A 12,794-nucleotide genomic window follows, 5' to 3' on the forward strand; every position below is an offset into this window, starting at 1 on the left:
TGCGGGGGAGGGGCGGATGTGTAATAGGAGGAGGTGTTATGCCTCGGCCGGGTGGGGGGGGTGCCGGGGGGGGTGAGCGGGCAGGGGGGGCCGGGTCGGGGGGCGATTGGGCGGGGCCAAACGGGGTCTGGGATGTGGGGGGGCGGGCTGAGCGGGATGCCGCAGCCGCGGTGGGCGAAGGTGAGGGCGACGAGCAGGCCAATGGACAGCCGCCAGTCTCCGCTGAGGTCGCGGAGGAGGCCGAAGAGGAACGGCCCGGTTCCGGCGAGCAGGTAGCCGACGCCTTGGGTGGCGGCGGAGAGGGCTGCGGTGCCGTGAGGGCTGCGGGCGCGGAGCCCGAAGAAGGTGAGGGCGAGGGGGAAGGAGGACATGCCGATGCCGATGAGGGTGGCCCACAGCCAGGCGCCGGTGACGGGAGCGGTGAGGAGTCCGGCAAAGCCGACCAGGTAGCAGGTGACGAAGAGGGCGATGAGGAGGACGGGGTTGCGCATGCGGGCGACGACGGCGGGGACGGCGAGTGAGGTGGGGATCGCGAGCGCGGTCAGGTAGGAGAGGACGAGTCCGGCGTGCGGGGCGGGCATGCCGTGGTCGCGGAGGAAGTGGGCGAACCAGCCGAACATGATGTAGGCGATGGCGGACTGGGTCGCGAAGAACAGGGTGCTTTGCCAGCCGAGGGCAGTGGTGAGGACAGTGCGGATGCTGATCGGCTGGTCGCCGGGGTGGCGTCGGGGTTCGTTACGCAAGGCCAGTGCCCAGGGGATGGTGGCGACTAGGCCGAGCAGGGCGTAGCTGGCGAGTGCGGGCCGCCAGTTGCCGTGGAAGGCGGTGGCGAGGGGGACGGTGGCGGCAGCGGCGAGGGTGGTGCCGAGGGCCATAGCGGTGGTGTAGGCGGCGGTGAGCAGGCCTACGCGGTGGGGGAAGTGCTGTTTGACGAGGGTGGGGAGGAGGACGTTGCCGACGGCGCCGCCGGCGAGGGCGAGGGTGCTGAGGGCGAGGAACAGCCACGGGTCGGTGACGAGGGCGCGGCTGGCGAGGCCGAGGGTGAGTGCGGCGAGGGCGGCGAGGAGGACGTGGTGGTCGCCCCAGCGGCGCTGCAGGGCGGGGGTGAGGGCGCCGAAGCCGGCGAAGCAGAGGACGGGCAGGGTGGTGAGCAGCCCGGTGGTGACCGGGGTCAGGTGCAGGTCGGTGGTGATTTCGGTGAGCAGCGGGCCGATGCTGGTGATGGCGGTGCGCAGGTTGAGGGCGGCGAGGACGATTCCTGCGGCCAGGTGCCAGCGGGCGCGGCGGGTCGGCGTCGGGTGTGGTGCCACAGCTTCCCTGGATTGGTGGGATGACCGGATATCCCCTCGAGGGTAACGTACCGGTCGCCAAGAGCCACTCTCCCGCGAGAGACTTGGTCTAAGCTCCGGAGGTAACGAACATCCCCTAGGAGGTAGAGCGTGCCCCTCGCCTCAACACGTCGCACTGGACTTGTTGACCAGGTCATTACCCAGTTGAAAGCTCAGATCGACTCGGGCGAGTGGTCAATCGGCGACCGCATCCCTACCGAGGCCGAACTGTCGGATCAGCTGGAGGTCGGTCGTAACACGGTACGTGAAGCGGTGCGGGCGCTGGCCCACACCGGCCTGTTGGAGATCCGCCAAGGGGCGGGCACTTTTGTTCGCTCGTCGAGCGAACTGGGTGGCGCCCTGCGGCGCCGGTTGAAGCGTTCCGAGTTGCGGGAGAACTTCGAGGTGCGTCGGGCCTTGGAGTTGGAGGCGGCCCGGCTGGCGGCAGTCCGCCACACCGAGGAGGACCTCGACACGATTGACCGTGCGCTCGGCGAACGGACGTCCGCCTGGCACGCCCGTGACATGCAGGCGTTTGTGGAAGCGGATTTCGCGTTCCACAAGGCGGTGGTGGCGGCGACCCACAACTCGCTGCTCATCGAGCTGTACGACGACATCGCCCAGGCGGTCTACGGCAGCATCGCGCACATGGTGTACGAGGAGACTCCGGAAACGGCCACGGAGGAGCCGGCCTCAGACCACCAGCGGCTGGCCGAGGCTATCCGGGCGGGTGACACGGAGCGTGCGCTCCGCGAGGCCGCCTGCTACCTGGATGACTTGGTCAACCAGGCTGCTGCGTCGTCGTAGCCCCGGCCAGTGGCCTGCGCTGTGTGATCTCCCTCCCCCTGTTCCCCCCTTTTTCCGCTATGGCTTTTCGCGGCGGTTTCGCGACGACCGAGTGTTGACGGCGGCCCGCAGGGGCCGGGATGTCGCCTGCAACACTCCGCACTGTCGTGCCCTCCCGCGGGGGCGTGCCCTGGTTCCGGGCGCGCAGGTGGGGTGCGCGGTGGTGTTCCGCGGGCCGCCTTGTGTCTTTTTCCGGGTCGGATCGTGTTCCCCCGAGTGCACCAGCCGGGCCGCGGCCTGGTGAGCCCGCGCCGGAGCGGGGCGGCTGGAGGCTGGTGCGGCAGGGTGAGCTGCGGCGCCACGGTCAGAGCGCGGGCTTTGGGCTTGGGCGTGGTGTGGCGGCGCCGCACGGCGCGGTTCACCCGCCGCGGGGGTGCGGGATTGTGGTGTAGGAGTGGCCGTCGATACGCTGCCGTTCTTTAGCGACGGCAAGGTAGTCCCAGGTTTCGGTGTAGCTGACCTCGGGGGCGCGGCGGATCGTTTCCAGAGTGTCGACGATGGTGCGCCGGTCTGTTGCGGTGACTCCGCCGACGATGTCGTAGCTGCCGAACCCTGTGGCGGCGAACGATATTCCGGGCAGGGAGGCGAGGTTGTCGGCGAGGGCGGATGCGTCGCCGCGGCACCGCAGACCGAAGCCGAGCCGTTCGGTGACGCCGACAGCGGAAGCTTCGATGAGCGCGGTGACGTGGATGACACCTGCGTCGAGCAGCCGGACGACTCGGGCGCGCGCTGCTGCCTGGGAGAGGCCCACGGTGCGGGCGAGGTCCGCGTAGGAGGCTCGTCCGTTAGCTTGGAGGCAGCGGACAAGCCGCCAGTCCAGCGGGTCGATGGAGATGTTCCGCAGAGGCCGGACGCTGGAGTATTCGTCTTTGGTGATCTGGTCGCCGCGGAAGACTTCAGCTTCGACGACGCCGGGGATGGCGCGGAGGTGGGTGAGTTCCGCGGAGAGTGCGGCGTCGTCGCGGACCCGTACGTGGGCGACGACAGGAAAGCGTCCCGCGGTTTGTGCGACGAAGACGACGGCTTCGCGCCGGGTGAGTTCGTCGACGACTGGTCGTACTGGTCCGCAAACACGAAGTGAAATGTGTCCGAACACCTCCATTCCCATGACGCCAGCGTGCAGCACCCCGACAATCCGGATGGCTCCGGTGGAGATGAGGTGCTTGACGCGGGCGCGGACTGCCGTGCGTGACAGTCCCACCTGGTCTGCTAGTGCCTGGTACGTTGCTCTTCCGTCCCCCTGCAGCGCTCGTACCAGCGCTGCGTCGACCGCATCGAGCACGATAAGTAGTGCCTTTCGTTGCTCTTTGACGACGCCCCTGTCCCCCCCGGGCGTCGCCCCCTCCTGCGGCCTGATCATGGCAGCTACTGAGGCTGTTAACTACCGATCGCGGAAGAAAATGGGGCTGACTTCGGCCAGATAATCCCCAGGAAACAGACATAGCATCCAGATATCAGGACAAATCACTCCGCCGGTGGACACTCCCTTCACGGGAGTACGGTCTTAGCGACTCCTGTGAAGCGCGACACTGGTGTGGGCACGACAGCGCGCCCCTGCGGTTGTGGGAGACCATGGCCGCGGTCTCCCGACCCCGCCACCGCCCGGGCGCCTAGGAAGACAGCAGAAAGGGAACGGACCCCATGGGCAGAAGACGGCGGTCGACCCCCGCCCCCGGTCGCCCAATGAGCATGACGCAAGCGCTGCTGTGGACTGCGGCGTCCGCAGTGCTTCCTGGAATAGCCCATGTACGCATGGGACGGCGCTGGGCCGGGGCCGTCATTCTCACCTGCTATCTGCTGTTCATCGCGGCCCTGGTCGGTGGTGGCCTGGTGGTGAGCGGCAACCTCGTGCTGAGCGCCACATTGGCCACGCAGAACCATTGGCTGCTGCTGATGGGTGTGACCGCGTTCGTGGTGGCGGTGCTGTGGATGACCGTGGTGGTCCACTCCTACGTGATCACGCGGCCCGAGTCCCGCACGTTCGGCCGCCGGCTCGTCGCGGGCGCGGTGGTCACCGTGCTGTGCGTGGCAGTGGCTTCACCTGCGGCCGCAGTCGGCTACGTCTCCTACACCGCCTATGACGTGTCCACGACACTGTTCGAGTCGGCGGGGAGTGAGCCGCACGACGACGCAGACCCGTGGAACGGCCAGGACCGGGTCAACGTGCTGCTGTTGGGCGGTGACGCGGGCAAGAACCGGTACGGGATGCGCACCGACACCATGATCGTGGCCAGCATCGACGTGGAGACCGGTGACGTCGTGCTCATCGGGCTGCCCCGCAACCTGGAGAACGTGCCGTTCCCGGAGGGGACGGCGCTGGCAGAGCGCTACCCTGCGCCGTACGGGTTCGACAACCTGCTCAACGAGGTCTACCAGACGGTGGTCGACGAGCCCGCGCTGGCGATCAACCCGTATGCCACCGACCCGGGAGCGGACACGCTCAAAAAAGTGATCGGTTTCGCAATCAGCTTGGACATCGACTACTACGCGCTGGTCGACATGCAGGGGTTTGAGGACATCATCGACGCGATCGGCGGCATCCGGGTCTATTTGGAGGAGCCGCTCCCCTACGGGCAGCGCGGCGAGTACATTGACGCGGGCTGGCAGCTCCTTGATGGCCGTAAAGCGCTGTGGTACGGCCGGACACGGGTCAACAGCGACGACTATTCGCGCATGGGCCGCCAGGGCTGTCTGATCAAGTACGTGGCGGAACAGGCTGATCCGGCGACGATCCTCACGAGTTTCCGGTCGCTGGCCTCGGCGGCGAAAAGCACGCTGCGGACCGACATCCCCCAGCCGAAGCTCCCCCACTTCGTGGAGTTGGCGGAAAAGGTCGCCAAGGCGGACATGGAGACCCTGCAGCTTTCCCCGCCGCAGGTGAACACCGCCTACCCGGACTGGGAGCACATTCGCTCCCTGGTGCACCATGCGGTATACGACACACCGCTGCCTGCTGCCTCCGGCGAGGATGCTGCCCCGGATGTGGGGCTTTCCCCGGAGTCTTCTGCGGCAGATACCGGTGAAACACCCGCTGAGCAGCCGGAACCCACCCCGCATTCCCCGGGCCGGCAGGTGGGAGAGGAGGCGACCGCGCTCGACGAATTGTGCCCTTAAGATGCATGACGACCGGCCCTGCCGGACCATGGCGGTAGCCACGGCGTCTATGATCAGCGAACGGGGTACGGGCTCAACGGGGCGCCCGTGATGCAACCCCATACGGCCACAACCGGTGCTTCCTCCCGGCACGCCCCGAGCCGGGGTGTGCCTGCGAGGTGCGCCCCGAACCGGAGGCGACCATGTCGGCGAATCTCGATGAGAAACTGTCCCCGATCTACGAGGAAATCCTGCGGCGTAACCCGGGGGAGGTCGAGTTCCACCAGGCTGTTCGCGAAGTCCTGGAGTGCCTCGGCCCCGTGGTGGCCAAGAACCCTGACATCAGCCACGCCAAGATCATCGAGCGGCTCTGTGAGCCGGAGCGCCAGCTGATCTTCCGGGTGCCCTGGATGGACGACTCCGGTGAGATCCACGTCAACCGGGGTTTCCGGGTGGAGTTCAGCAGCTCTTTGGGACCTTACAAGGGCGGGCTGCGGTTCCACCCGTCGGTGAACCTGAGCATCATCAAGTTCCTCGGGTTCGAGCAGATCTTCAAGAACTCGCTGACCGGATTGCCGATCGGCGGTGCGAAAGGCGGCAGCGACTTCGACCCGAAGGGCCGTTCCGACGCCGAGATCATGCGGTTCTGCCAGTCGTTCATGACGGAGCTGTACCGGCACCTGGGTGAGCACACGGACGTGCCTGCCGGTGACATCGGCGTGGGCCAGCGTGAGATCGGCTACCTGTTCGGCCAGTACAAGCGGATCACCAACCGCTACGAGTCGGGCGTGTTCACCGGTAAGGGCCTCAGTTGGGGCGGTTCCCAGGTGCGTCGTGAGGCCACCGGGTACGGCTGTGTGCTCTTCACTGCGGAGATGCTGCGGGCCCGCGGCGACTCGCTGGAAGGCAAGCGGGTCTCGGTGTCGGGTTCGGGCAATGTGGCGATCTACGCGATCGAGAAGGCCCAGCAGCTCGGCGCGCATGTGGTGACCTGCTCGGACTCCAACGGCTACGTGGTGGACGAGAAGGGGATCGACCTGGAGCTGCTCAAGCAGGTCAAGGAGGTCGAACGCGGCCGGGTGTCCGACTACGCCAAGCGGCGCGGCTCCCACGTCCGCTACATCGACTCGTCGTCGTCCAGCGTGTGGGAGGTGCCCTGCGACATCGCGCTGCCGTGCGCGACGCAGAACGAGCTGACCGGCCGCGACGCTATCACCCTGGTGCGCAACGGGGTGGGCGCGGTGGCGGAGGGCGCGAACATGCCCACGACCCCGGAGGGGATCCGGGTGTTCGCGGAGGCGGGCGTAGCGTTCGCGCCGGGCAAGGCCGCGAACGCGGGCGGGGTGGCGACGAGCGCGTTGGAGATGCAGCAGAACGCGTCCCGCGACTCGTGGTCGTTCGAGTACACCGAGAAGCGGCTCGCGGAAATCATGCGCCACATCCACGACACCTGCTATGAGACGGCGGAACGCTATGGGCGGCCCGGCGACTATGTGGCAGGTGCCAACATCGCTGCTTTCGAGATCGTCGCTGAGGCGATGCTCGCTCAGGGCCTGATCTGACGCCTCCAGAGTCGCCGCAGGTTGTGGGACGCGGGGTGCGCACCATGGTGCGCACCCCGCGTTGCGCTGTGCACGGTCTTCTTTGCGGACCGTTGCCACGGCCGCGGTCCCGTGTGATGATGCGGGGGGCGACGGGTATGCGGGACGGAGTCGTGGCTCATGACCGCCAATCAACTGTGGGTGCTGATTGTGTTGGGCATTTTCCACGGGTTTCATCCTGGGATGGGCTGGTTGTTGGCGGTTTCCCGCGGGTTGCAGGAGCGTCGCCGCTCCGCGGTGGTGAGCGCGCTGCCGCTGCTGGCGTTGGGGCATGCCGCATCAGTGGCGCTGGTGGCGGTCGCGGTCACGGTGACGGGGGCGATGACGACGTCCACCGTGTTCTCTGTGGCTGGGGCGGCCATTCTGGTGGTGGCGGGCGTGTGGTTTCTGCTGGGCCCGCTGCACCGGGGTCACCAGCATCCTGCGAACCTGTCGTCGTGGCAGTTGGCGGTCGCGTCGTTTGTGATGGCGTGCGCGCACGGCTCAGGACTGATGCTGTTGCCGGTTTTGGCGGGGCAGGTGGAGCACAGCCACGTGCACGCTGGCCACGGCCACCACGGCACAGCGGTGGTGGAGACAGCGGATGCGGGGGCGGCGGCGAGCACGGGCCACGTTGACTTGTGGGATGCGACGCTGCTGGGATTGGCGGCGACGGGAGTGCACACGCTAGCGATGCTGGCCGCTACCGGGCTGGCTGCGCTTCTCGTCTACGAGTTTTTCGGTGTGTACGCGATGCGGCTGCGCTGGGTGACGATGGACCGGGTGTGGGGGGTCACGCTGTTGGCGGGCGGGGTTTTCGTGCTGTGGGGGGCGTGGTGAGCGCGCCCCCGCGCCGCCGCAGGAGGACGCGCTGGTGGTGGATTGTGGCCGCGGCGATCGTGGCCGTCGTGGTGGTGTGCGCGGTCGCGACGGCAGGACTGCTGGGGCGGGCTGTCGGAACAGGGCTTACCGCGCTGTGGGGGTCCGAGTGTGTGGTGGAGGTCGCCGGGGAGCAGGTGGGGGTGGAGCGGCAGCAGGCGATGGCTGCGACCACGGCGGCCGCGTTGCAGGCCCGCGGTGAAGAGCCTCCCGCAGACGTGGAAGTGGACCCGCAGCTGGTGGATGCGCTCCTCACCGGTCCAGCGGACGGCCCAGGGCCGGTGCTCACCTGTTTTTCCGGTTCCACCACGGAGCTTGCAGCCGAAGAGATGGGCCCGTCCGGGTTGACGCCGCGCGCTGAGACGCTGCTCGCCGAGATGACGGACGTGCACGGCGAGTTGAGTCTTGGCGGTTTTGAGCCCGGCGGGGTCCGTGACGGGCACGGCGCGGACTCGACCCACTACCGGGGGGAGGCGATCGACGTGTTCTTCCGCCCGGTGAGCGAAGAGCAGCGGCACGCCGGCTGGCTGCTGGCACAGTGGCTGGTGGCGCACGCACAACGGTTGGAAGTCTCGGTGGTGATCTTCGACGACCAGATCTGGAGCGCCCAGTTCGCGCTGGCAGGGTGGCGTCCCTACGTGTCGTCTGATACGAGTAACGACATCCTGCAACACCGGGACCATGTCCACGTGGATGTACGGCGCGGCCAATGAATCACCTCCCTTCACCTGACAGGAACGGCGGAACGCGTTACGTTTCCACCGTGCGCGAAATTGATTCCGAATTCCTCTCTCTTCCGCTGCGTTCTCTCGCCGACGCGGCGCTGCAGCGCGCCCGCGACCTCGGCGCTGACCATGCCGACTTCCGTTTGGAGCGGATCCGCGGCCGTCACCTGGTGGTGTCCGACGGGGTGGTGGAAACCGCCCAGGAGACCGACGTCCTCGGTTTCGCGGTCCGCGTGGTCCACAACGGGGCGTGGGGGTTTGCTGCAGAGACGACTCTGACGCCGGAGGCTGCGGCCGCTACCGCAGCGCAGGCGGTCGAGGTTGCGAAACTCACGTCGGTGCTGAACAGCGACCGGGTGGAGTTGGCTCCCGAGCCCACCTATTCGGATGCGGTGTGGGTGTCGTCCTATGAGGTCGACCCGTGGTCGGTGCCACTGCAGGAGACGGTTGAGCAGCTCACCGACTGGAGTCGGCGGCTGTTGGCGGATGCCCGCGTGGACCACGCGGACGCGACCCTGCTCGTGGCGAAGGAGCAGAAGTTTTATGCGGACACTGCCGGGACGGTGACCACCCAGCAGCGGGTGCGGGTGCATCCCGTGGTGGAGGTCATGTCGACCGCGCAGGGCCGGTTGGAGAGTATGCGGACCATCTCCCCGCCGGTGGGCAAGGGCTTGGAGTACCTGCCGACGGTGGAGGCGGAGCTTGCGGAACTGCCGCAGCTGCTCGCGGAGAAGGTCGAAGCGCCCAGTGTGGAGCCGGGCGTCTACGACCTGGTGATCGACCCGTCGAACCTGTGGCTGACGATCCACGAGTCGATCGGGCATGCCACCGAGCTGGACCGTGCGCTCGGCTATGAGGCCGCGTATGCGGGCACGTCGTTCGCCACCCCGGATCAGATCGGGGTGCTGCGCTACGGTTCGGAGATCATGAACGTCACCGGGGACCGCACCGCCGAGCACGGGCTGGCCACGATCGGCTACGACGACGAAGGTGTGGCGACGTCGTCGTTCCCGTTGATCACGGAGGGGGTGCTCACCGGGTTCCAGCGGGACCGGAGGATCTCCCAGTTGATGGGCTATGAGCGGTCCAACGGGTGCGCGTTCGCGGATTCGCCGGCGACGATGCCGATCCAGCGGATGGCGAACGTGTCGCTGCAGCCGGATCCGCGCGGCCCGGACACGCGGGAGCTGATCCGCCAGGTGGATGACGGCATCTACATCGTGGGTGACCGGAGCTGGTCGATCGACATGCAGCGGTACAACTTCCAGTTCACCGGGCAGCGGTTCTACCGGATCCGGGACGGGCGGATCACCCACCAGGTTCGGGATGTGGCCTACCAGGCGACCACCACCGAGTTTTGGAATTCGCTGCGCATGCTGGGCGGCCCCGACACGTATGTGCTGGGTGGGGCGTTCAACTGCGGTAAGGGCCAGCCTGGCCAGGTTGCTCCGGTCAGTCACGGCTGCCCCAGCGCCCTGTTTGAGGGGGTGCGGGTGCTCAACACCGCTCAGGAGGCCCGGGCGTGAACAGCGTGCACTCTCAACCGAAGGGATCAACCGTGAGCCAGTCGCTGTCCGCGCAGGCGATGACCGAGCGCGCGTTGGAGTTGTCGCGTGCTGACGAGTGCATGGTGCTGGTGACCGAGGCGAGCACGGCGAACCTGCGCTGGGCAGGGAATTCGCTCACCACGAACGGGGTGACTCGGGGCCGGTCGGCCACGGTGATTTCGCTGGTGAAAGATGCGGCGGGGGTCCGGGTCGGCTCGGTGTCGCAGAGCGGGCTGCGGGACGACCAGTTGGAGGACCTGGTGCGCGCCTCGGAGGAGGCGGCGCGCGGGTCGGCGCCGGTCAAGGAAGCGTATTCGCTGGTGGATCCTGCGAGCGCGGAGGCTTCCGGCAGCGAGTGGGATGCGCCGGTTCCGGTCACAGACATCGGCGTGTTCTCCGAGTTCGCTCCAGCGCTGGGAAAGGCGTTCGAACGGTCGGCGCAGGCGGGTGTGCGGTTGTACGGCTATGCGCAGCACACGATGTCCGCCACGTTTTTGGGCACGTCGACGGGGCTGCGGCTCCGCCACGACCAGCCGTCGGGGACGCTGGACCTCAACGCCAAGTCGGAGGAGCCGCACCATTCCACGTGGGTGGGGCAGGCGACCCGCGATTTCACGGATGTGGATGTGGCGGCGTTGGAAGCCGAGTTGGAGCGGCGGATCTCGTGGGGCCGCACCACGGTGGAGCTTCCTCCGGGACGGTATGAGACGCTGCTGCCTCCGTCGGCGGTCGCTGATTTGATGACCGACTTGTACTGGGAGTTGGGGGCGCGGGACGCGTTTGAGGGGCGGACCGCGTTCTCGTCGCCGCAGGGCGGGACCCGGGTGGGGGAACGGTTGTCTCCGCTGCCGGTGCGGCTGCGGTCGAATCCGGCCGAGCCCGGGTTGGAGTGTGCGCCGTTCGTGCTGGCGGACGCTCCGGGGCGGCGGATCAGCGCGTTCGACAACGGGCGTCCGGTGGGTGCGACGGAGTGGATCAGCGACGGGGAGTTGGCGCGCCTGGTCCAAACCTACGATTCGGCGATGATGACGGCGCTGCCGTTGACGCCGGAGGCCGACAATCTGATTCTCGAACTGCCGGGTGCGACCGCGTCGTTGGACGACATGGTGGCCTCGACCGAGCGGGGCCTGCTGTTGACCTGCCTGTGGTACATCAGGATGGTGGATCCGCGCACCATGCTGCTCACCGGGCTGACCCGGGACGGGGTTTACCTCGTGGAGGATGGTGAAGTGCGGGGCGCGGTGAACAACTTCCGGTTCAACGAGTCTCCAGTGAGCTTGTTGGAGCGGGTGACGGAGGTGGGGAAGACGACGCCGACGTTCTCCCGCGAGTTCGGTGAATACTTCCCGCTCACGGCGATGCCGCCAATGCGGGTTCCGGATTTCAACATGTCGTCGGTGAGCCAGGCGTCGTGACGTCTGGGAGCGTGGGGTGAGCGGCGGCGCGGCCCGGGTTTTCCGCGCCGCCGCTCGTCTTCTTTGAAACCGTTTTAGTTGGATTGCCAAACAATTCGGTGCGGTGCTGCCCGTGGAATACCGGGCTCGGGAGGAAAGTAGGGAAACCATGGAACTCTCCCGAGATCCCGTCGTAATAAATTCTTGACTTAATTCAGGGAGTACCGGTGTAGATTGGGGTTTGGCGCTTCAGTCCCCCGTTGAAGCGCACGGATCGGTGTTTCGAGCCCCCGTCGAAACACCGTTTGCGACGCCGGGTGGTTTGCCCCCGTAGCCACCCGGCGTCATTTCTTTTCTGATTGACTTCCTGTGCTTTCTCCGTTACGGCCGGGTAGAAAGTCCTTTCCGCAGCCAGAATACGCAGAATCAGATTCGGATCAGTTCTGCTGCTGCCAGTCGCGGCGGGCGCGGGCAAGGTCTTCCGGGGTGTCACAGTCGCGGGCCGCCCACCCGAGCGGCACCCGCACCGGGGTGAGGGGAGCGAACAGGCCGCGGAGGGAACGCCCCGCATAGTCAGTGAGCGCGGCACGCACCGCTGCGGTGCGCCACACGCTTGCCAGCCACTGGGACTGCCCTTCCTCGTCGACGAGCACGGCCCCGGCAGCGGGTGCGGCAGCCGTGCGCAGCGTCGCTACCGCCGTACTGTCCAGGAACGGCATGTCCGCGGCGAGCAGCACAAACCAGGGGGAGACGACTTCCGCGAGCCCGGTGCGCAACGCCGACAGCGGGCCCGAACCGGGGGGATCTTCGCGGACATAGCGAGCCGGAGGGTGGGGGCGCGGCGGTCCCACCACGACGACCGTGGCCGCCTCCTGGACCGCGTCCACGACCCTTTCCAGCATGGTGCGCCCGCCGACCCGCAGCCCGGGCTTGTCGACACCGCCCATGCGCCGCGCCGCCCCGCCAGCGAGAATCACCGCGTCCCAACCGTCCACGTCTGCTCCTTACCTGTACCAGCGAGCCCCACAGATACGGTTCCATGGAGTCATGCTGGTTCGTACCGTCTACCCCGAGGAAATGCCTCACGTCGGCGAACTGCGGGTGCGCACCTATCTCGACCAAGGGCTACTGGATCCCGACTCGCCGTACCTGCCCGTGCTGCGCGCGCTGGGCACGAGCGGGATCGGTGACGTGCTGGTCGCGGTGGACGGCGACGAGCTGCTCGGCACGGTCACGCTGCGGCCGTTCCAAGAGGACAGCGAGTTGACTTCCTCCCCACGCCTGAAGGCGGGGGATTCCCGTGGCTGAGGCGCGTTCACGCTGCCTCTACCTTGGGTGGTTGGCGCTTCACAGACCGCCCAACGGCGAGGTCTCCACGCCCTGTCACCGCCAGCCCGGCGGC

Annotated in this window: 11 protein-coding genes; 8 read left to right on the forward strand and 3 right to left on the reverse strand. The window is 67.5% G+C overall.

What is annotated here, in order from left to right; all coding sequences use genetic code 11:
- On the reverse strand, positions 1-1,310 hold a 1,310-nt coding region (locus tag CW348_RS00110; protein WP_287462253.1), incomplete at its 3' end, for an MFS transporter.
- Positions 1,311-1,439: 129 nt separating this feature from the next.
- Here CW348_RS00110 and CW348_RS00115 point away from each other — a divergent pair.
- Positions 1,440-2,135 carry a FadR/GntR family transcriptional regulator gene (locus CW348_RS00115; RefSeq protein WP_104613093.1) on the forward strand — a complete coding sequence of 232 codons (696 nt, stop codon included), beginning with the start codon at positions 1,440-1,442 and terminating at the stop codon, positions 2,133-2,135.
- A 397-nt stretch (positions 2,136-2,532) separates the two neighbouring features.
- Here the strand turns inward: CW348_RS00115 and CW348_RS00120 are convergent, their stop codons facing one another.
- On the reverse strand, positions 2,533-3,456 hold the full coding sequence (locus tag CW348_RS00120) for an Lrp/AsnC family transcriptional regulator (RefSeq protein ID WP_016188618.1): 924 nt from the start codon (positions 3,454-3,456) through the stop codon (positions 2,533-2,535).
- A 407-nt stretch (positions 3,457-3,863) separates the two neighbouring features.
- On the opposite strand from CW348_RS00120, the gene CW348_RS00125 reads away from it, so the two are divergent.
- The 6 genes from CW348_RS00125 to CW348_RS00150 all read left to right on the forward strand — a co-directional run bounded on the left by CW348_RS00125 (position 3,864) and on the right by CW348_RS00150 (position 11,413).
- Complete coding sequence (locus CW348_RS00125; protein ID WP_258076928.1) at positions 3,864-5,288, forward strand: LCP family protein; 1,425 nt, start codon at positions 3,864-3,866, stop codon at positions 5,286-5,288.
- A gap of 182 nt (positions 5,289-5,470) precedes the next feature.
- Entirely contained in the window at positions 5,471-6,829 is a 1,359-nt protein-coding gene (gene gdhA, locus CW348_RS00130; RefSeq protein WP_011291805.1) for an NADP-specific glutamate dehydrogenase, read from the forward strand.
- Positions 6,830-6,988: 159 nt separating this feature from the next.
- A complete protein-coding gene (locus CW348_RS00135; RefSeq protein WP_011291804.1) occupies positions 6,989-7,687 on the forward strand; it encodes a hypothetical protein in 699 nt (232 codons plus the stop codon).
- Complete coding sequence (locus CW348_RS00140) at positions 7,684-8,439, forward strand: hypothetical protein (RefSeq protein ID WP_104613095.1); 756 nt, start codon at positions 7,684-7,686, stop codon at positions 8,437-8,439. Before CW348_RS00135 ends, CW348_RS00140 begins: the two co-directional genes overlap by 4 nt.
- Positions 8,436-9,977 (forward strand): TldD/PmbA family protein, encoded by a 1,542-nt coding sequence (locus tag CW348_RS00145; protein ID WP_011291802.1) that lies wholly within the window; start codon positions 8,436-8,438, stop codon positions 9,975-9,977. The genes CW348_RS00140 and CW348_RS00145 overlap by 4 nt, the downstream gene beginning before the upstream one ends.
- 32 nt (positions 9,978-10,009) lie before the next feature.
- Entirely contained in the window at positions 10,010-11,413 is a 1,404-nt protein-coding gene (locus CW348_RS00150) for a metallopeptidase TldD-related protein (RefSeq protein WP_016188614.1), read from the forward strand.
- 416 nt (positions 11,414-11,829) lie between these two features.
- Here CW348_RS00150 and CW348_RS00155 read toward each other — a convergent pair whose 3' ends face one another.
- Positions 11,830-12,387, reverse strand: a complete 558-nt coding sequence (locus tag CW348_RS00155; RefSeq protein ID WP_011291800.1) for a molybdenum cofactor guanylyltransferase — start codon at positions 12,385-12,387, stop codon at positions 11,830-11,832.
- A gap of 52 nt (positions 12,388-12,439) precedes the next feature.
- Here CW348_RS00155 and CW348_RS00160 point away from each other — a divergent pair, with 52 nt between their 5' ends.
- Positions 12,440-12,700: a hypothetical protein gene (locus CW348_RS00160; RefSeq protein WP_227480860.1), complete on the forward strand. Its 261-nt coding sequence runs from the start codon at positions 12,440-12,442 to the stop codon at positions 12,698-12,700.
- The last annotated feature ends 94 nt before the right edge of the window (positions 12,701-12,794 follow it).

The sequence above is a fragment of the Thermobifida sp. genome (assembly GCF_017577275.1).
Lineage (GTDB): Bacteria > Actinomycetota > Actinomycetes > Streptosporangiales > Streptosporangiaceae > Thermobifida > Thermobifida fusca.